The sequence below is a fragment of the Mesorhizobium sp. YC-39 genome, from assembly GCF_025753795.1.
Taxonomy (GTDB): Bacteria; Pseudomonadota; Alphaproteobacteria; order Rhizobiales; family Rhizobiaceae; genus Mesorhizobium.
In genome coordinates this window covers 51,917-71,097 of record NZ_JAOWPS010000015.1, presented here as the reverse complement: position 1 = coordinate 71,097, position 19,181 = coordinate 51,917, and the positions used below count along the sequence as shown (strand labels likewise).

At 61.1% G+C, this 19,181-nt stretch carries 21 protein-coding genes and 1 pseudogene; 9 read left to right on the top strand and 13 right to left on the bottom strand.

The features are described 5' to 3' along the window. Positions 1-155 precede the first annotated feature (155 nt). A pseudogene (locus tag OHD62_RS34430) lies at positions 156-1,214 on the top strand (IS5 family transposase). A gap of 209 nt (positions 1,215-1,423) precedes the next feature. Beyond that, positions 1,424-1,645: a hypothetical protein gene (locus OHD62_RS34425; RefSeq protein ID WP_263792061.1), complete on the top strand. Its 222-nt coding sequence runs from the start codon at positions 1,424-1,426 to the stop codon at positions 1,643-1,645. Between the two features lie 278 nt (positions 1,646-1,923). Here the strand turns inward: OHD62_RS34425 and OHD62_RS34420 are convergent, their stop codons facing one another. Beyond that, the gene (locus OHD62_RS34420; protein ID WP_263792060.1) at positions 1,924-2,013 is read right to left on the bottom strand and encodes a transposase; all 90 of its coding nucleotides are present in this window, start codon (positions 2,011-2,013) and stop codon (positions 1,924-1,926) included. Positions 2,014-2,388: 375 nt separating this feature from the next. Between OHD62_RS34420 and OHD62_RS34415 the strand changes: the two genes are divergently transcribed. After that, positions 2,389-3,114, top strand: coding sequence for an FkbM family methyltransferase (locus OHD62_RS34415; protein WP_263792059.1), 726 nt, complete (start codon positions 2,389-2,391; stop codon positions 3,112-3,114). Positions 3,115-3,880: 766 nt separating this feature from the next. Here the strand turns inward: OHD62_RS34415 and OHD62_RS34410 are convergent. After that, the gene (locus OHD62_RS34410; RefSeq protein WP_263792058.1) at positions 3,881-4,273 is read right to left on the bottom strand and encodes a DUF1612 and helix-turn-helix domain-containing protein; all 393 of its coding nucleotides are present in this window, start codon (positions 4,271-4,273) and stop codon (positions 3,881-3,883) included. Here OHD62_RS34410 and OHD62_RS34405 point away from each other — a divergent pair. From OHD62_RS34405 to OHD62_RS34395, 3 genes are read left to right on the top strand one after another with little or no spacing between them, the layout of a single operon-like run. Next, positions 4,272-5,153, top strand: a complete 882-nt coding sequence (locus OHD62_RS34405) for a TniB family NTP-binding protein (protein WP_263792057.1) — start codon at positions 4,272-4,274, stop codon at positions 5,151-5,153. The genes OHD62_RS34410 and OHD62_RS34405 overlap by 2 nt on opposite strands. After that, positions 5,150-5,440 (top strand): TniQ family protein, encoded by a 291-nt coding sequence (locus tag OHD62_RS34400; RefSeq protein ID WP_263792055.1) that lies wholly within the window; start codon positions 5,150-5,152, stop codon positions 5,438-5,440. Before OHD62_RS34405 ends, OHD62_RS34400 begins: the two co-directional genes overlap by 4 nt. Then, a complete protein-coding gene (locus OHD62_RS34395; RefSeq protein WP_263792054.1) occupies positions 5,437-6,054 on the top strand; it encodes a TniQ family protein in 618 nt (205 codons plus the stop codon). Before OHD62_RS34400 ends, OHD62_RS34395 begins: the two co-directional genes overlap by 4 nt. Positions 6,055-6,219: 165 nt before the next feature. On the opposite strand, the gene scpB (OHD62_RS34390) is transcribed toward OHD62_RS34395, so the two are convergent. Then, positions 6,220-6,945 carry an SMC-Scp complex subunit ScpB gene (gene scpB / locus OHD62_RS34390; protein ID WP_263792052.1) on the bottom strand — a complete coding sequence of 242 codons (726 nt, stop codon included), beginning with the start codon at positions 6,943-6,945 and terminating at the stop codon, positions 6,220-6,222. Between the two features lie 6 nt (positions 6,946-6,951). Beyond that, entirely contained in the window at positions 6,952-7,962 is a 1,011-nt protein-coding gene (locus OHD62_RS34385) for a DUF1403 family protein (RefSeq protein ID WP_263792050.1), read from the bottom strand. 118 nt (positions 7,963-8,080) lie between these two features. Here OHD62_RS34385 and OHD62_RS34380 point away from each other — a divergent pair, with 118 nt between their 5' ends. Then, a complete protein-coding gene (locus tag OHD62_RS34380) occupies positions 8,081-9,229 on the top strand; it encodes a tyrosine-type recombinase/integrase (RefSeq protein WP_263792048.1) in 1,149 nt (382 codons plus the stop codon). A gap of 345 nt (positions 9,230-9,574) precedes the next feature. On the opposite strand, the gene repC is transcribed toward OHD62_RS34380, so the two are convergent. The 9 genes from repC to OHD62_RS34335 all read right to left on the bottom strand — a co-directional run bounded on the left by repC (position 9,575) and on the right by OHD62_RS34335 (position 17,145). Continuing rightward, on the bottom strand, positions 9,575-10,780 hold the full coding sequence (gene repC / locus OHD62_RS34375) for a plasmid replication protein RepC (protein ID WP_263792045.1): 1,206 nt from the start codon (positions 10,778-10,780) through the stop codon (positions 9,575-9,577). 154 nt (positions 10,781-10,934) lie between these two features. After that, on the bottom strand, positions 10,935-11,900 hold the full coding sequence (gene repB, locus OHD62_RS34370; protein ID WP_263792044.1) for a plasmid partitioning protein RepB: 966 nt from the start codon (positions 11,898-11,900) through the stop codon (positions 10,935-10,937). A 76-nt stretch (positions 11,901-11,976) separates the two neighbouring features. Then, positions 11,977-13,179, bottom strand: coding sequence for a plasmid partitioning protein RepA (gene repA, locus OHD62_RS34365; protein ID WP_263792042.1), 1,203 nt, complete (start codon positions 13,177-13,179; stop codon positions 11,977-11,979). Between the two features lie 688 nt (positions 13,180-13,867). Then, on the bottom strand, positions 13,868-14,257 hold the full coding sequence (locus tag OHD62_RS34360; RefSeq protein ID WP_263792040.1) for a hypothetical protein: 390 nt from the start codon (positions 14,255-14,257) through the stop codon (positions 13,868-13,870). A 27-nt stretch (positions 14,258-14,284) separates the two neighbouring features. Next, positions 14,285-14,674 (bottom strand): Fic family protein, encoded by a 390-nt coding sequence (locus tag OHD62_RS34355; RefSeq protein ID WP_263792039.1) that lies wholly within the window; start codon positions 14,672-14,674, stop codon positions 14,285-14,287. 205 nt (positions 14,675-14,879) lie between these two features. Beyond that, a complete protein-coding gene (locus tag OHD62_RS34350) occupies positions 14,880-15,284 on the bottom strand; it encodes a Fic/DOC family N-terminal domain-containing protein (protein ID WP_263792037.1) in 405 nt (134 codons plus the stop codon). Positions 15,285-15,359: 75 nt separating this feature from the next. Beyond that, positions 15,360-16,505, bottom strand: a complete 1,146-nt coding sequence (locus OHD62_RS34345) for a site-specific integrase (protein ID WP_412177464.1) — start codon at positions 16,503-16,505, stop codon at positions 15,360-15,362. Further along, positions 16,502-16,888: a type II toxin-antitoxin system VapC family toxin gene (locus tag OHD62_RS34340; RefSeq protein ID WP_006204729.1), complete on the bottom strand. Its 387-nt coding sequence runs from the start codon at positions 16,886-16,888 to the stop codon at positions 16,502-16,504. Before OHD62_RS34340 ends, OHD62_RS34345 begins: the two co-directional genes overlap by 4 nt. Then, the gene (locus tag OHD62_RS34335; protein WP_263792032.1) at positions 16,888-17,145 is read right to left on the bottom strand and encodes a type II toxin-antitoxin system VapB family antitoxin; all 258 of its coding nucleotides are present in this window, start codon (positions 17,143-17,145) and stop codon (positions 16,888-16,890) included. Before OHD62_RS34335 ends, OHD62_RS34340 begins: the two co-directional genes overlap by 1 nt. A 169-nt stretch (positions 17,146-17,314) precedes the next feature. Between OHD62_RS34335 and OHD62_RS34330 the strand changes: the two genes are divergently transcribed. Together OHD62_RS34330 and scpB (OHD62_RS34325) are read left to right on the top strand one after the other, a co-directional pair. Next, complete coding sequence (locus OHD62_RS34330; protein ID WP_263792075.1) at positions 17,315-18,334, top strand: DUF1403 family protein; 1,020 nt, start codon at positions 17,315-17,317, stop codon at positions 18,332-18,334. 5 nt (positions 18,335-18,339) lie between these two features. After that, positions 18,340-19,017, top strand: a complete 678-nt coding sequence (gene scpB, locus OHD62_RS34325) for an SMC-Scp complex subunit ScpB (protein ID WP_263792030.1) — start codon at positions 18,340-18,342, stop codon at positions 19,015-19,017. The last annotated feature ends 164 nt before the right edge of the window (positions 19,018-19,181 follow it).

The following is a 19,181-nucleotide window of genomic DNA, read 5'->3' as shown; positions in this document are numbered from 1 at the left end:
TGGACGAACCGGCACGTAGTGTGGCTTCGAAAGCCGTTGTTTCAGAATGGTCTCGTCCCCTTAAGCCATTGTCCGCCGCAAGCGGGATGTTGGCGCCGCTGCTTCGAACAGCGACCGTATATAAGGTGGATCTCGCTCGGGGAACGAGCCGCGTCATGCAATCGGGCTCAGATCATGGATACCGCAAACCAACCGACGCAAGAAAGGAAGCCAGCCTTGGCACTCCTCATATAAGCTACGTGGACCTTGAAGCCCCCGTGTGCGACGCAATCATCCATTGCGGGCGATCCGCACTATCGCGAATGAAGCCCTGTCGGCGCTGGAGCGTGTGAGTTCACAGCGCCGTATTCGCCGAGAGGGCGGCCAACGATCCCTCCGGAGAAGCTGTTGCGGGCGATGCTTTTGCAGGCGGTTTATTCGATCCACTCGGAGTGACTGTTGATGGGCGGCTCGTCGGCATCGGCATCGACGATGCGGCCCGGGACCATTCGGTGTTCTCCAAAAACCGTGATCGGCTGCTGGAAGGTGTCATCGCGGCGAAGTTCCTTGCGGCGGTGCTGGCGCAGCCTAAGGCTTGCTCTCCATCGATTACTTCTCGGTCGACGGTACGTTGATTGAGCCTGGCTTCGATGAAGAGCCTCAAGCCGATTGACGGCCCGCGCGAGCCACCGACAGAGGGCGGCGGGCGCAATACGGAGGCAAACTTCTGTGGCCAGAAGCGGTCGAAGGATACGCATGCCTCGAACACTGATCTCGACGCCAGGCTCTACCGCAAGGGTAAATGCAAGGAGACGGAGTTGTGCCTAATCAGGCATAGGCTGATGGAGAACCGCCATGGCCTGCTGGTCGATGCCTGCCTGACGCTTGCACATGATCGAGCCTCCTGGGGCGATCACGCTTGGCGCCGACAAGGCCTACCATGCGAAGGACTTCATCAATGAGTTGCGTTCGATGAGGGTGACGTCGCACGTGGCGCAGAACACGAACGGGCGGAGTTCGGCGATCGATCGCCGCACGGACCCGGCACGGCGGCTATGCCGTCTACTAGTGTATCCACAAGCGGATCGAGGAGGGCGTTCGGCTGGATCAAGACGATCACCGGGCAGGAGAAGACAAAGTTGCGCGGCCGCGACCTCGTTGGGTGGGCCTTCACCTTCGCGGCTCCGGCCTACAACCTGGTGCGGCCGCCCAAGCTCATCGCGGTGCCGATATGACTGCGCCTGCGGACCACCAGTTGATCGGCTCGCTGACGCATCGTCGAAGCCGAACAGTGGGATCGCAGCTGCCTGAACCTTGGCAGCCCCCGCCATGATCACCATCGGCGGCAACAACAATGGCGAGATCGCCTTTGGCGTCCTGCAAGCCGGCCTCAATCTCAGCTACAGCCCCTCAATAGTTCACTACATGGCCCGGATGTTACGAGATGGACGAAGTCACAGGCGACGGCCACGCCGAACTGCTCGACGGCTCGATCGAGATCACATTCACCTACCGCTACGGCCACGAGGCCATCCTCACGGCAATACGGCAAACTTCTTCGACAGCCTGCTTCTGTAACGGACCTCCACAGGTCAATTGTCCTTTTATCGTCCAGTTGCCGGACTCTTGCTTCTATACGGGTCGGTGCGCGACTGTTGTGGTCTGACCTGATCCATCGTCCGGCAGCAGGCCCCCGCTTCGGGAGAGGTTGGTGTCGTGATCCACCCGAATACCGTTATTCTCCCCTTTCACAGGAGGCTGCCGTCACTGTCCTGGCCGCCGCGTTGAAGAAAGCTCCCATCGGCGAGCATGCCGTACAGCATTACCGCAAGCTTGCAAGACAGCGCCACCTTGCCTTCTCATCCCGGCCGCCGTGCGATCCGCATCGCCCAGCTTTTCAGCTCCGTGCAGCCCTTTGAGCGGCTTCACTAGCATTATGTGGCCTCATACAGTGCCGTGCGCACTGCGGCTCCCGATCTTGCTGATGCGGCCCCTATAGTCGGTCTCGCCGGATTGATACTTCTTCGGCGTCAAAGTCCTGATGAAAGCTTAGCGGACCCGGCATGCCTGGTTCGGAGCCGGGAGCCGAACGCTACTATGTGACCGAAGCCGAAGACAACGGCATCTGGGTCACGGATTGAAGGAATGGTTCGAGAACCGCGGGACGAAATCCGCCCTGCACTCACGTCACTTCAGCAGGTCGCCGGACGATTGGTGGCACCGATGTCGCGAACCGGACAAAGTGTCGCGGCCATTCCAGCGGGCGGGCGTATTTCACTCTTGCTGAGTAAGGAACACCGCATTCCGCACGTGGCACGCCGATTGCTGGGATGATGAGCAAGAGCCACCGCGACAAATCGGTCGTAACGGCCCCGTCCCAAGATCGCAGGTTACATTGGAGGGCGAACTATGTTGTCCCAGTTTGAAAACCAGTCCATACACCAGGAGGTCACTAGGCTCAATCTGACGAACTCTCGGATCAAGAACTTCGCGCCGGCTAGTTACGCACAGGCCGGAGAAGACGTTATTGTCGAGGGAATTTTGGCAGCAAAACTCTGCAAGAGCCAAAGATCTTGGGCTAGTGTGTTCTATGTAGAGATCGGTGCTAATCACCCCATCTCTACCTCAAGTACCTATCTTATGTACCAAAGAGGCGCGCGAGGTGTTCTGGTTGAACCCAATCCTGAATTGGAAGCGCTGATCCGCACTGCGCGCTCGGAAGACGTTCTCGTGCAATCCGTTGTCTTGCCCGCTCCGCAAGCGTCTGCCACGCTCTTCATCGGAAACGCCCATGAGCTTTCGTCTGTGGATAAGGCACATATCGAAAGTTTCGGCGACTTCGACGGTATAGGAGGTATCCGAGAACACATCGAGGTGAGTGCCATCGGTATCAATGAACTATTGACCCCATATGCCAATAAGGTCGATTTCTTATCGATTGATTGCGAAGGACTAGATCACGATCTCGTTAAAGCCATTGACTACGAGCGCATAAGACCTGCTGTCATCCAATGCGAGCCAAGTGAGCATCGATTAAAGGGCAACAGGGCTCGGATCATCAATTTGATGGAATGCAGATCATACCGGCTTGCTGCAATGACTGACATCAACGTCATCTTCGAGCGATTGACCTAATGCAGCGGCCCAAATCGAACGCTTTTATCGAACATACACCAAGCCCTGCCATTGCGTTTGGCCCTCTTCGTCTGCAACAACGCCCGCAAAGTTGCATAAAGTCTTCGCCCGTAATCAGGGGTACCGATGACGCCAATCCATCGCTGACGAACTGGAACGAGCCGCTGGTCGCATTGCTACGTACGAATTTGCAGATCATTCTCCAGCGGGCCGCGTTGATGCTGTGAGGGGGATGCCGTTGTCGGGGGTGTCAAGCGACACGAGGAATTGACCCCTTTTGGCCGGCGATCGAAGCAAGGCGTTTTCCGGCAATCGCAGGGCGACTGCAATGCAGAGCTTTATCGGATCGGCGTCAATGTCGCTTTCAAGTCGGCGATCTCACCCGCTGCCAGTCCGTATATTAGCGGGCGCTCCTTAATTTTGTAGCCTATCGAGTCCCGGATCGGCCCTGACCACGTTGGCGCCGGCGTCGACCGCGGCCGTTGCGGTTTCGGGACAGCGTAATCTTTGCCGGAATAGAACATGGCACTCCATCGATCGAAATCGGGCCGGTCTGCACGATCTGCAAATTTCTTCGGTCTGGTCTGTGGAAGGAGGCGGACAATGGCCTCCCCTCAATGATTTGCCAAGCCGGGAAGCACGGCTGCGATCGAGGCCGTGCAGCGGTGACGCGACGACGCCTCTTACGTGACAACGGCTACACTTTCGACCGGTCATGCCGGTCATACCGGCGTGGCAGACGATCTTTGGGTACGCACAAGAGCTATCAGAGGATTCCCCACGCCCAGTAGCGTCCCCTGCCGGTGATCTCGCGTAGGCCGAGTTCGGCGACGAGATTAAGCGCCCCACGCGTCGTCACCTTCAGGTCCTTTTCGATCATCGCGCTGGAGACGAGCGGCCGCGCAAGAACAAGGTCGACGAGTTGTGGCAGCTTCGAATGTCCCCGCCGGCCGCGCAGGCGGCGCCCCATCTGCTCGCGGGCGAGCATCAGCCGATCGTGTTCCTTCAGCCCGGCGCTGGCCGCTTCAGTGATGCCCTCCAGAAACCCGATCAGCCGCGCCGTCCCGTCGCGGGCGCGCCGCCTTTCGCGTGGAATGGCGCGCAGCCCGGTGTTGAGACAGACCAGGTGGACGCTTGTTTTACGGACCTGCCTGAGCATGGCGCCGACGAGCAGGTGTCCGAGCCAGGGTCACCTCGACCGCAGCACGGAAGGGCGGATCACCTACATTCAGGCGCCGCGATGGATTGGACATCAGGTGGCGGTCACGGCGCATGAACGCCTTGCCGAACTTCTGTCGCGGCCGCCATCGTTGCAGACCCGAGGACTGATGCTCGTCGGCCCCTATGCCAACGGCAAGACGATGATGATCGCCGAGCGGTTCGCCGTCGGGCATCTGAGAACAGCCGAGCAGCAGCGGGTATGGGTGGTGCAGCCGCGCGAGGGGGCCGGTCTCGCCCATTTCTACAAGAGCATCCTGCAGGCCTTGCGCGCGCCGACGGGCAGCAGCCGGAACGTCGGCCGCAAAGCCGAACAGGTCGATCATCTGCTCGACAAGCTGAAGCCCAGAATGCTGATCTTCGATGAGTTCCACAATACGCTGCGCGGCCGTGCCCGCGACGTCGAGGCCGTACTTGCCTTCCTGCGGAGGATCGGCCGCCAGTTCGACATCTCTCCGGTTGTGATCGGTGAGGTCACCGTCTATGACGTCGTCAACCAGACCGCTGAAATGGCGACCAGGTTCGACCTGCACGCCGTGCCGCGATGGCAATATGGCGAGGAGTTTCTTGCGCTGCTCGACAGCCTTGAGAGCGCCTTGCCGCTTGTCCGGGCGTCCGATCTCTCGGATGAACCCTTGGCGCGAAGGATATTCCAGCTCTCCGAGGGACTGATCGGCGAGATCGTAGCGATCATCTCCGCAGCGGCCTCAGCCGCAGTGAGGTCCGGCGAGGAGCGGATTACGAAATCGGGCATCGAGGCGCTGCGCTACGTCCCGGTCTCGAAGCGGCGTCGGGCGACGGTGCGCGAGGATTTGCTGTGACAGCGAATGCAGCACGGGCGGCCTTCGGGATCGAGATCCGCGAGCGATACGGCGACGTCGCCGGGAAGCGGTGGCCGGTTTCCGCCGCCCCGCTTCCGGACGAGCTGTTGTCGAGCTGGCTCCACCGTCTCGCGCTCGCGAACGGCATCGCGCCGCGGTCGTTCGCCGGCGTCCTTGGCCTCAGTGAGAGGATGTGGTCGCCGCGTCTCGACCTTCGACTGCGCGCCACGTCGCCACGTTTCTCTGTCATCAGACCGGCCGGGCGACCGAGGAGATCTCGGCGATGACGATGAGCGGGTACGCCATGGCCCCGCTCCTGCTGCCACTGCGCGATAGCGCGCACCGGAACCGTTCGACCTGGATGCAGTATTGCCCGCTTTGCCTTGCAGCGGACGAGACGCCGCATTTCCGCCGGCAGTGGCGGCTGGCGTTGCGTGCGTCGTGTTTCGCGCATGGCTGTGGCCTTCGCGATCGCTGCCCCGCCTGCCGAGCCCCCATCGCGACCTTCGACCAGGGCGAGGTTGTCGCGCAGCACTTCTGTGGGCGATGCGGGTTCGACCTGCGCGCTGCTCCCAAGACCGCGGTCAAGGCGTCCGCGCGCCGACTGGAACGTGCGATCGCGGATATATGCCGGGTGGAATCGGGAACGGGTTCGGCGGCAACCAGCGATGTTGTCTCGCGCGTGCTGTGCGCACCGGCCGTCGCCGATATCGGCTCCACGGGCACTCTTAGGAATCTCTCGACGGCCGCCCGCATTCGCTGCTTCGAGTTGCTCGCCGCAAAATCTCTCGACTGGCTTGTGGCTGACAAAGACGCCGCGACCGCGCATCGGCGTCGGATGATCCTTGCGGCGGGCGGCCATGATGAACTGATCGCCCGCTTCGCCGAATTCCTCGACTAGCACCAGACGCGGCCGAGATCCAGGCGCCAAACCCTGCTCTGTGCCGGGCTTGCCGACGTGCTGACGGCCTATCTGCGCGTGGCCGGCGATCGGACCACGTCAAAGCGTCACCGCGATCTTGGCGTTCCACAGCCCCAATGATTGGTGGCGCCCCTGCCGCGGGTACTATTCGTCTATGACGGCGCCGGCGCCAGGGTCGTCCCCATCGGTGAACCTTGGCATAATGTCGCCCGCGAGCAGCTTTTCCTTGCTGAGCAGCCCCGCATCCTCGAGCGCCTCGACGTCGGGCAGATCGCGCAGTGTGTCGAAGCCGAACTCGAGCAGGAATTCTTTCGTCGTGACATAGGTATAGGGCGCGCCCGGCGTCGGGCTGCGTGGGCCGGAGGCGATCAGGCCGGCGCCGCGCAGATGGCCGATCAGGTCGCGACTGATCTCCTTGCCGAAGAAAGACGACAATTCTCCACGCGTGATCGGCTGGAAGTAGGCGATGCACATCAGCACCAGCACTTCCGACTGCGTCAGATCGGCTGCCCGTTCGTTGCCGCCGACGGCCGTGCCAAATGCACTGCGGATGGCGTCGGCATAGGCCGGCCGCGTCAGGTGCCGAAAACCGCCGGCGACGGCGACCAGGTCGTAGGGCCGGCCACGCAGTTCCTCCCGGATGTCGTCGATCAAGAGGTCGATGCTGCAGCTTTTTCCGACGATGCGGGCCAGCGTCTCGCGGCTGACCGGTTCGCTGGCCGCGAAAATCGTCGCCTCGACGCGGTTCATCCATTCGCGCCAGCGCGCTTCCGGCGGCAGGTGATCCAACTCGCGGTCAAACAGGCGGTCGCCTGACCGACCGTCGTCTGGTCGGCCTTTCGCTCGTCGCGCGTGCGTCGCCTCGGCCATCGTTTCTCACAGCCCGTAGATGCGGAAGGTCGCTCGACCAGAGAGTTCGCGGACAGCGCCGAGCTCGACCAGGCGGTCGAACAGGCGGCGCAGGCCACGGTCGCTCATCCCGGTGCTTTTGTCGCCGCGCGATGCAACGAGCGCGTCGTCGTTCAGCAATCGGTCGACGACGGTGTCCGCCCCCTTGGCTCTGAGTTTTGGTGCGACGGCGAGCAACCGATCCGCGCGGCGTTCGAGCTCCGCCGAGAGATCGATGGCGAGCAGCGCCGCGTGCGCCTGCGCGGCAAGCAAGAACTTCGCCGGATCCGAGGCCGCGGCCGAAGGGGTACCCGCCGGGAGGCGCGCCCGACTGGAACTTTTGCCCCCCTTTGGCTCGCTGGTCAGCACGGGTACTGCATGGCTCCAGCCGAGCCGCTGCGCCAGCAAGGCGTCGGCAAGCCAGGGTCCCATGGCGCGTGGCAGGCCGTGGCCCTCGACGGCCGCGTAGGCGCCTGTCAGCATCCCGACTGCGCCTTCGGTCGTGGCGAGCCGCCGCAGCGCGTCCGCCAGATCGCTGACCGCCGCGCCGTCGCGGGCGAAAAAACCGAATTCCTCCAACACCGCGGCGAGACTTTTCTTCGTCAGAAGCTCCTCTGCGGGCCGCGCTGCCAGCCGGCGCCAGCCGAGCAGCAAAAGGCCGCCCGGCCCAACGTCGTCGCCGGGGCGGGTGAGGAGGAAAGAATCGCGCAGCGCCGCTTCATCCTCGACGCGCCCCGTCTGCCGCGCCGTCGCCGCAGCCGCGGCGAGCGCGAGGCGCTGGCGCCAGGCGCCGGCCCATTTTTCGTCGCGGCGCACAACCGCATCCAGCATGGCGATGGCCGCGCCGGTGGCCAGGGTAGCATCCTCAACGGTTTGCGCCGCCTCCACCGCCTTTCGCAGCCAGCTCGGCACGGTGACAGTCGGAGCGGCCGGGGCGGCGCCGGACTGCGTGACGTGACGGCGTAGGGGCGATTTCGGGCGCAGAATCATCGTCGACATGATGATTCATTGCGGCGCTTATTACAACACAAATGGCAGCAATCCGCCGCACCTGTCGCCACACAATCATGTCCGGTAAGCTTGCCTTATCGGACGTATGCGGCTAGCCTGCCAAATCATGGCAGAGTCCCCGGAAAACACCCCCAAAATCGACGATAGCGCCTCCGACCATCCAGAGGGCGATCTGCCCGACATCGTCGATCTGGTCATGGAGATGGGCGCCTTACCCCCCGCCCCGGGACCGACACCCCGTGTCCCGGCGCGCCTGGAAGCGCTCGTCGCGACCGCGACAAGCTACGCGAAGGCCGCCAGTTCCGATAACACGCAAAATGCCTACGCCAAGGACTGGCGGCATTTCACCGCCTGGTGCCGTCGGGAAGGGTTCAATCCGCTGCCGCCCTCCAGCCAGGTCATCGGCCTCTATATTGGCGCCTGCGCCTCAGGCAGTGTCATTGACACCGCTGCCGGTGATCCGAAACGCGGCGCCCCTGCCCTCTCGGTCGCGACGATCGAGCGGCGCCTCTCCGGCCTCGCCTGGAACTTTACCCAGCGCGGTTTTTCTCTCGATCGCGCCGACCGGCATATCGCGACGGTTCTTGCCGGCATTCGCAGGAAACACGCAAAACCGCCGCGGCAAAAGGAGGCCGTGCTCGGCGACGATATCAAGGCGATGGTCGCCACGCTCGGCCATGATCTGCGCGGCCTGCGCGACCGCGCTATTTTGCTCCTGGGCTTCGCCGGCGGCCTGCGCCGTTCCGAAATCGTCGGCCTCGACGTCGTCCGCGATGATCACAGCGACGGCAGCGGCTGGATCGAGATTTTTCCTGACCAGGGCGTCCTGGTGACGCTGCGCGGCAAGACGGGCTGGCGCGAGGTTGAGGTCGGCCGCGGCGCTTCCGATCAGACCTGCCCCGTCGCCGCCCTTGAGGGTTGGATCCGCTTCGGCCGCATCGCGAAGGGGCCCCTCTTCCGCCGCATCTTCAAGGACAACAAGACCGTCGACGTCGAGCGGCTCAGCGACAAGCACGTCGCCCGCCTGGTCAAACAGACCGCGCTCGCCGCCGGCATCCGCTCCGATCTTCCGGAAGGGGAACGTGCGCTGCTGTTCTCAGGGCACTCGCTGCGCGCCGGCCTCGCCTCGTCGGCCGACATCGAGGAACGTTACGTGCAGAAGCAACTTGGCCACGCCTCGGCCGAGATGACCCGCAAATATCAGCGCCGTCGCGATCGGTTCCGCACCAACCTCACCAAGGCGTCCGGGCTTTGAAAAGGGCCCCTCCCCCGGCCGGGCCCGCCTCACGGTGCTGCGGGAGGGCAGGATTTTCCGCCTTATCGCTTCAATTGAACTCGGGACGTGAAAGCGACACAGTATCTTCGGCGGCTTTCTCGCTATCGATAATCAGCTCTTATCGATAGCGGTGGAGGCGAATCCGTGGATCAGCGACCTATGAGAGGATGCCATCGTGCCAATCCCCTCCCCTCTTCCGACAGAAAAGCCCACAGCCGGATCGTCAGAGTTGTCGGTCGCTGTGCGGCACGCCCTGTGCGAACCTATCACCGTCAGCATCGCAAAATACTACCTAGCCCGGTCGTCCAGCGGCGCTCGCAATTCTCATCCGGCCATCCTCGCTGTCACGCCATTCGCCTTCAGGGCGGCCATCAGCATAGGTCCGACGGAAAACTGCCCTGCCCTCGCCTTTTCGGTCAAAACCCGCAGATAACCGCCGGCCGAGTTGATGTGCTGGGCCCGCTGCAAGATGCAGGCAATTACGATGGCGGCGACCTCCTGGCCCATCTCATGGCAAGCCTCCTCGTATGCTGAGGGCGAAATACCAAGGTAGCCTCGCACCTGGGCCGCGGTGATCATCAAATCGCGCCAGTTTCCGATCCCGTGCACGGCGTAGTCTGAGATTTCGGGGCACGCTTTCAGCACCAGCCCTATTGGATAGCTTTTCAGCTTCTCATCCGTTCCCTGCCTTGGCTCGACCGCCGCCCTGCTTTTTTCGAAAGCTGGTTCAAATACAAAATTGGAGTCTGTGTTTGAATCTGATTGCTGCCGCTCATTTTGGGACTCATTGGCGCTAGGATTCGTGGAATTCATGAAGCTTTCCAGCATCATATCCACTTCGTCATGAAGTATGGTCAGATCGGCTACTATTGCCTCCAGTTCTGACAGCCCTGCCCGCCGCGGGATTGCATCCACAATGGCTCTAAACCGTCTCCAGACGCCTCCCCAGTCGCCAGGAACGTCCTCCTCGATCGCAGCCCCGACAAGTTTGTGGATGTCGCGACGATGGAGCGTAATCCGCTCCCTCATCAACCTGAGAGCCAGGGCGTCGGCGCGCACCTGTTCGGCAGCATGCTGAAACTCAGCAGCCCGCGTCAGCAGCGGCGCTAGCGAAAATCCGAACGCTTCCGCAATAGCGCCACCCTTTCCCTTCCGGGCAAACCTTTTGCCGTTTGGGCTGTCCCGACGGATGACCAGGCCGCAACTCACCAGCTCGGCCAAGTGTCGCCGCAATGTGGAACTGGGCATGCCGTGCGTGCGAAGCGACAGCTGCGCATTCGAAGGAAAGACCATCAGGCCGTTTTCCTCGCTGATCTGATCGTCCGGATAGAAAGACAAGAGCCCGCTCAGCACGGCCAGAGCGCGATCTCCCACACCTACGACAGTCTTGCCTTCGCACAACCAACGATAGACCTGCCATTTCTCGACAAGAGCCCCGTCCGGAATCTCTCGTGATGCCGCATTCGCTTGCACCAAGGCGAGCGACATCGGCCGCCGCCCAAAGGGCGTCGTCGCGTATCCCCTCTCCATTTCCCTCACCTTTCAATCAGGCAAAAGAAATTGGCTCGCCGAAACGGCGCCACGACTCTTGACAGTGATTCGGGGAAGTGCGATTCTCAGCTTGCTACAGACCGAGAAGGGCTTCCGCGACGGCGACGTTCGGGGGCCTTTTTCTTTTGCGGTTTTAGTCTCCTGTTTTCTTCGCCATTTCCGACTCCCGAAAAGCCTCGAAAAGCTCGTCGAGCTTGCCGGCGATGAATGCGCCGAAGGGCGATGCTTCCTTGGACTTCAAGGCGAGCGTAAACACCTTTCCGGTGTCGGTGATTTTGGCTCGAACCGATCTATCATCGGGTGTCCAAGCCGTTTCCTTGGACTTCGTAGACGCATGCGGGCGTTTCGCTGGCACACTCATGAAGTCGAAGAGGCGGGTAAACCGGGCCTCGCTGCCTGGTTGGGCGAAATCGGTGCCTGCCACATACTCTGCCGCCCTCACCCCTGCCCCGGGCGGCTCCATGAGTTTGGCAAGCTGCCACCAGCGGTCCCGACCAACGCTCTTGGCGGCGCCTATCGCCAAAATGACCCGCTCGGGAATGTTGCTGGTAACCGAACGCATCTTCGAGAACGTCGTGTCATCGAGCGCAAGCGCCGACTTCACCGTATCCGGGGAATGGCCCCGCTTGAGAATTCGGTCGGCAAACAGGGTCCTTTCGATGAAGGACAAATTGGCTCTGGCAGCATTTTCCTGCCCTTGGGCGATAACATGGTCCTCATCGTCCATCTTCTTGACGACGGCGCGGACCGGTCGGTCCAACTGGCGCGCGACCCTGACACGCCTGTGGCCAAAGACGGTTTGGAAGCGGCCCGAAACCTCGGGGTGAGGCCTGACAAGAACCGGCGAATCCTGCCCTCTCTCACGAATAGCTGCCAGCAATTCCTGGAAAGCCTCATCGTCATCGTCCATGCGGTCTGAAACGAATGACGTGTCGACTAATGCCGGATCGAGATCGACGACCGAACTCTTCGAGAGTTCCTCGAATGACTGCATAATCGAGCGGGAAGCGCCGCGAACGGCATAGGCTGAGATGTCCTTGACGTTCGCAACCGAGGCCGCGGGGCCCATGACGCTGCCAAATATGTCCTTGCGTGCCATCAATCGCCCCGATTCTCGGTTAGTCGACTGATTTCACGGTCAAAATTCCCATTATTTACTGCCGTAAAACCCGCCGTCATGACCGCCCCCATGCGCGATGGATGAGCGTCGCGATCTCGGAGTTCACCGCATCCAGTGATTCCAGTGCGCGGTCGTAGGTAGAGCGGGTAAAGGACGACTTCTCGACCTCGTAGAGTGTCTGTTTCGTCAACCCCGCATCCGAAATGGCCGTCGACTTGAGCATCGGATTTTCGAGTATCTGGCCGGCCAGCATCGACTGCATGAAGCCAACCATCTGCGCTTGCGGGATGTCTGTCGGTTCGTAGCGCGTGATCAGGTAGCGAAACCAATCCAACTCGATTGCTGCACCGGCTGCCTTGATGGTCTTCAAGATGCCGCCGAGCATCAGCAGGAACTGGCTCATCGACATCAGGTCGAGCATTTGAGGATGAACCGTGATGAGGACAGATGTCGCCGCCGACATCGCCGTCAAAGTCAGATAGCCTAGTTGCGGAGGGCAATCGACAATCACTACGTCATAGCGGTCGTCCACCTCCGACAACGCCTTTGCAAGCCTGGTGAAGAACTGGCGACCTACGTTGGACGTTCTGTCCTGCATGGCGAGCGGGGTGTCGTACTCATACTCCTGCAGTTCAAGACTGGCTGGAATGATATCCAGACCGGGAAAATTCGTCGGGACGATCACGTCAGAGATCGGTTTGCGCTCGTCGTCATAACGGATCGCCTCATACAAAGAGAGGTTCCGATCAAGTTCCGGCTGGAAGCCATGCAAGGCGGACAGTGAGGCTTGCGGGTCGAGATCGATGGCAAGGACGCGATGGCCCGTCAGAGCTAGATGCTGGGCGAGGTGGGCGGCGGTGGTTGTCTTGCCGCTGCCGCCCTTGAAGTTGACGACAGCAACAACCTGGAGCTTGTCGCCAGGCTTGCGGTGCGGCACGTATTTCTTGACCTCGGTCCTGCCGTGTCGGTCCAGGAAATGGCGCAGCTCAAGCATCTGCTCCGCGGTATAGGATCGGCGTCCCGACGGTATCTGCTCGGGCAGGGGGCCCTTGCGTTCCAGATGGAGGCGCTTCAGATTGTTTTGCGATACTCCTAGATAGTGGGCTACCTCCGCCATCGAAAAAGACCGAAGGGTCTTGGTCGCATTGGGCGGGAACTTGTCCATACGAAGCTGGTTCAGTCGCCGCGATATCTCTTCGCCCTGCTCGATGATCGTGTTATCGAACTCGAAGCGTGGAAGCCGCATGGCAATGTTCATTTCTTGTCGAAACCTGAATTGGCGCTTTTTGTAAGCAATCCACTTAACAAGTGCCATTAAGCTCCGATTCGGCCAACCGCGGCAAGAAGTTTTAGGTTAACAGAACGTTACCGGGGGCCGAGAGGCTTTTTACTGCCGGCTGCAGCTGAGGTCATGAAGCCAATGCTCATGCGTGGAAGCCCATATAAATTGCCCCGCGCTCTGAGCTAAACCCATGTTTTCTCTGTCACAAAGGCCCTTTTTTACTGCAGTAAATATGATGCTTGCCGGGGAGGGATGCAAGCGGCCGCACGCGGAACACGGCCGCCTAGGTCTCAGTCGAGGCCGGCCGCGCGGAGTTGAGGTCACCCTGGAGGTGGGGCGCTGGCTCGCGAGAACACTGGTATCGGGTGGATGCCGGCTCGAGCTGACACCATTCTGGACTCGCCGGCCTGACTGACGCATTCTTGGTGTAGGGCGATGGCGGCGCGGTTGCGGCAGGCACGGTCGGGGCGGGCGCAAGATCATTTTCAGATGCTCGCATCTTCATGTTATTGAGAGCCCGCCTATGCGCGAATTGCCCGAGAACATCGATGCTGACGTTGTGATCGAGATCAGTAAGTTGCTCGATGAGCATCCTTACATGGTTCCGGTTCCAGTGCATAAGTTCGCCGGGCTGGTTCGCCAGGGTCAAGACCGGTCTACCCGGTCAGACCATGAAGAGTTGGTCATCGAAATGGCCACGACACGCCAATTGGCAATGGTTTTCGATCTGCCAAACCACGAGAATGTCGTGCCGCTCCCGGTGAGACGATAAGTTGGAGACAACGGGCATCATCCGCCGCCGATCGCGGTCCTTCAAGAAACTCAGTTGCTGGCCGAAAAGATATGCCGGAAACCAGGCAATCAAACGGTCCTTCTGGAAGAAGAGGGCTTCACCGGCCGATTTGCGCTCGCGCTCGGTGAGAAGCGCCATCAAGGCCGGATTGATATAGAGGTTCTCCCGACCAGCCTTGACTTCATGTAACAGGCCATTGTCGACGAGGGTCTTTAGATAGACCGATGCCGCCTGTCGTTTCGCTATGTCGGATGAAACCAAGTCGCCGATCCGACGGATTAACGAAGATCATCTCGGAAAGCTCTTGGAGTAGATTTTCGGGAGGTCTCGGCGCAAGCACTCGGCGGTCTGGTCGAGCAGGTCGCGGATCGCGTGTATACGGTCAGTTGACCAGCCAGCAGTCTCCTTTACCGCGGCGAGCATGTAGAGGATCCAACTTTCCCACGCGCCCTCCGTCGTTACGGCGAGAAGGCGATCGTAGTAGGCTCCTTTGTTTCGGATGATATAGCGGCTTAGATAGAGCACCGGGATGTCCAAGAGGCCCTTGTCGACCAGATAGAGCAGGTTCAGCACGCGGCCGGTCCTGCCATTGCCGTCGACAAATGGATGGATGGCCTCGAATTGGTAGTGCATCACGGCGACACGGATCAACGGGGGGATCGATGTCCTCGGCCTCATGGATGCAGCGCTCCCAGTTCGCCAGCTTGTCGCGCAGGAGGTTCTCCCCCTCGGGTGGGGTGTAAACGACCGCACCCATCGCCTGGTTGACCAGGGCCGTGCCGGGCGTCGACCGAATGTCGAGTTCGACGCCCTTGATCGTGCGGCACACCGCGACCGCCGTTGACGTCGTCACAGGCGCTTTTGCATAGTTCGTAAGCCCTGATTAAGCGCAGTGCGGTAGCGCAGCGCCTCCTTCGTGGCAGGCATCAGCGAGATTTCCGGCTTCATTGGCGAAGCGAAACAATCGGTCCGTCGTTGTGACGATGTTCTCCATTTCGGAACTTGCCTGGGCTTCGAGTAGAGGAATAGAGTTGACTGCTTGGTTCGGGATAAGCTGACCCGATACTCTGAGCTCTGCCAAGGCCGCGCGCGCCGCTATGCAGGCCTTGAGCACCACCTTCGTTTCAACATCCTCCTTTGGAGGCAGGAGAGGGATGTCATTGTAAGGCCTGTCAGCCTGAAACGTCCATGTCGATGGTTCCTGGTTCGATCGACATGTCAGGGTTGATATGTCGTTGGCATCGACATATCGCCAAATCGTGTCGATAAAATCGTAATCTGTCGACATATTGTGATTGCAGCAAGGCGATCGCAAACGGAAGCTATTGGCCCTTGGCAAGGCTGGGCTCCCTTGTCAGCGCGTTTACAGCCCGCTTGCCTTGGTGAGATTGACGAGAAAACGGTCGCGGCGGCGCTGATATCTCCGCGTCATCTCTGCTGAGGCGTGGCCGAGCTGCTTCTGCACGTAACGCTCATCGACCTCGGCTGAGGAAGCGAGGCCAGCGCGAAGCGAATGGCCGGAAAACTTTTGGCCGCGTTCGCCTTCCGACAGGTCACCGCGCACCCCAGCAGCGAGCACCGCGCGCTTGACCAGGCGCGCCACCTCCTGGTCCTTCAATCGCTCGGCGCCGACAGCCTTGCCTTGGCCGGTGACGCGTCGAAATAGCGGGCCGTGCCCAATCCGTGCCAGTTTCAGCCACGTCTGCATGGAGACGACCGGGCAGGTGGCATCGGAAGCGCCGCGACCGATCTCGACCTCGCGCCAGCCGGTTTTTCCCCGCAATGTCACCAGCATGCCTTTGTCAAAAATCTCGATCCAGCCCGAAGAATCTTTGGTCTGATCGCGGCCAACATCGAGACCAACGATTTCGGAGCGGCGCAGGCCGCCAGCGAAGCCAAGCAGCAACATGGCCCGGTCGCGTAGGCCCCGTAAGCTACCGCGATCGAGCGTTTCCAGCATGATCAGAAGATCCTCGGGCAGGATGGCCTCCTTCTGCACCGGCGGTTTTGCGTGGGTGTTGCGAATGCCGGCAAGCACGGTGGCGATGTGGCGGTCTTTGCGGTCGAGCGGCTGGCCACGCTGGGCAAAGTTCCAGGCGAGCGACGAGAGGCGGCGCTCGATCGTCGACACAGAGTTCGGCTTTTTGTCCCCCGTTACGGCCCCCGACGCGCAGGCGGTGATGTAGAGGCCGACCACCTGCGGTTCCGGGGGCAGAGCATTAAGATGCTGGCGCCTGCACCACGCGGCAAAATGCTTCCAGTCAGATGCGTAGGCGCGGCGGGTATTGGCTGAGTTCGCCGCTTCGACATAGTCACGGGCGCGGTCAGCGAGCGCGTCGAGATGAACGGGAAGCCGTTCCATCCCGTTTGCCGTGCCCGCCAGGGGAGGGGAGGGGGCCTTCTTCTGCTCTGCAGGACGTCCCATTTCCATCACTAGGTCGATGATGTCGGGGAGATCGTCCTTTCCGGAACCCGCTGATGAGTCCTGAGCGTCATCAGCCATCGTCATGCTGCCACCACATCTGTCTTGGAAAAGTCATTACCGATGAACAGCAGCGGCTCGTCCGAACGTTTTGCCAATGCGTAGGAGAAGCAATCGGCAAAGTTCAGGGCGGCCGGATGATGGCCCTTGCCGTAGGAGAGCCAAGCTTGGGTGGCCAGATCAACCAATTCGGAGTCAACGGGAATGATGTTGACAGCGATCTTATGAAGCCAAAGATCGATCTCGGCCAATGCGTGTTCGCCGCGCCTGCTGACCATCACCATACGTGCTTCGAGTACACAGGTCGCCGGAACCAGACGGATTGGATCGGAGATAAGTGCTCTTTCAAGCCTTGCCGCCTCGGGTTCACTACGCAGGATCGCCACAATGGCTGAGGTGTCGATCACCATCAGTTCGGAATTCCGTGTTCGTCGTACCCGATGATCTCCTCGTCGGTGCGATTATCCCGGTCAGGCAACAGCGCCAGTCTCTCCCGGATCGCGCGCAGTTCCGCGAGCAGACGCTCCTGCGCAGCGTCACCGAAACCCATTCGATGCAGGCGCTCGCTCAGGGCCTGATGAATGGCCGCAGTCTTGCTGATACCCTGGCGGCGTGCGAGCTCCTCGGCGAGGGCGACGGTTGCCGGATTTTTGATGTTGAGGGACACCACAGGCTCCAAAAATCTACCTTTCTGGCATTTTCTACCCATCGTTCTGAGATTTGTCAATAAACGAACGATAATGCAACATTATCGTTCATTGTTTTCGTGCGACAGGCACAGCGCTTATTGCCTATTTCCGTTGCCAAAAGCGTCGGCATGGCCGATCCTGCGGGCGATGATTCTGCGACCAAAGCCCTCCATATCTCGCCACGCTACACTCTCTGGGGCTTGCTCAGCCGTGTCTGTCGGCGCGGTGCCGATCTGGCTTCGCCGAGCAATTCCGGGTTCGCAAAGCCTTGCAGGGAAAGATGTTGAGGACGTCGCACTCGCCGCGGGTGCCGCCATCGGGGCGCTCGATGCGATGATCCGCCGGCAGGAGCGGTCGGCCGGCACCTGGCGGCAACGCTTGGCGCTTTCGGCGGCCGCGGCAACGGCGAGGCAGGCAGGCCGCGTCGAGGATGAAAGCGCTCTGCGCGACGCGGTGCTGCTCACGCGACCGGGCGACGATGTCGGGCCGGCTGGCAGGATGCTATTGGCCTGGCGTCGGCTGGCCGCAATGCCCTTGGAGAGACTGCTGACCGAGGCGAACATCGGCGCGGTGCTGGATGACCTTGGTCTGGCGCATAATGACGAGGGCGTCAGCGACCTGACTGACGATCTTCGGCAGCTCGTCGCCGGTGAGGGGACGGTGGGAATGACGACTGGCGCCATCATGCTCGCCGAACACCACGGCTTCGGGCGCGCCCTTGGAGCCTGGCTTGCCGACGCCCTGCTGGCTCAACAGCTAGGGTGGACACATGCAGTGCCGCTCTTGGGCACGGAGGCCCCTTTGGGCATCAATCCGCGCCCACCTCGCCGCGCGAGTACCGTTGTTTCGGCAACTGGTATCGAGGGGGGCTCCGATCTGACCAAAAGCCTGCTCGCCGCCCAGGCGCGCGCTGCGCTGCGCGCGATTGATCTTTCCGCTGAACTCGAGCGCCGCGCGGACCGGATGCTTGCCGTGGCGCCGAAACTCAGAGCCAAGGCAGCGGACGCTGTTGTCGACAAGCTCTTGTCCGACGATGCGATCGTTGCCTCGGAAAAGATCGCCGGCATGAGCGACCGTGGGCTGCGCCGCCTTTTCGACCGTTTGGTCGAACTCGGCGCCGTGCGTGAGCTATCCGGCCGTCCTACCTTCCGCATCTACGGGCTGTGAGGACGATGGCGGAAGCGACGGGCAGACGAGGAAAGGGGCAGCCAGGCGGTCGATCGGGCGAACGCCTGTTTGATCGTGAGCTGGATCATCTTCCGCCGGAGGTGCGCTGGCGCGAATGGATGCATCGGGTCGAAGCAACCATCTTCGCCGCCAGCGAACCTGTGACGCGCGAGACGTTGGCGCGTGTCGTCGGCAAGAGCTGCAGCATCGACCTACTCATCGACGACATTCGGGAGGACCTGCGTGGCCGGCCCTATGACCTGGTCGCGGTCGCCGGGGGCTGGAAACACCTGACTCGGTCGGCCTATGCCGACGCCATCCGTGCGGCGGTTGGTGGCAGTGAGAAGGCGGTCGACCTGACGCAGCCCGAAGTGCTGGTGTTGATGTGCATCGCTTATTTCCAGCCAATCACGCGCGGAGAACTGTCATCGTTCTTTGGGAAAGAAGTTTCGCGCGACCTGATCGGCCATCTGCGCGGCGCGAAGCTGATCGCTTCGGGACCTCGCAGCCCCACACCGGGCGCGCCCTACACCTATGTCACCACAAAAGAATTTCTGCTGGAGTTCGGACTCGACACGTTGCGTGACCTGCCGGATTTCGAGGCACTCGAGGATGCTGGTCTACTGTCGAAGGAGAAGTTGCTGGCGGGCGACATCATGCCCGACATTTCTGCTGGACAATAGGGCCTCGGAGAAGAGGCGGGCGAATAGCCGCGCTGCGTCTGCCTATACCTGATCAATAGATGAATTGCGCGACATGCCCTGGGGATTCGGCAGACTCGGCCCAGATCATGTGCTGCTCGTCGTCATTACACATACAAGGCGCTGGAATTGCGCGACCCGCGCCA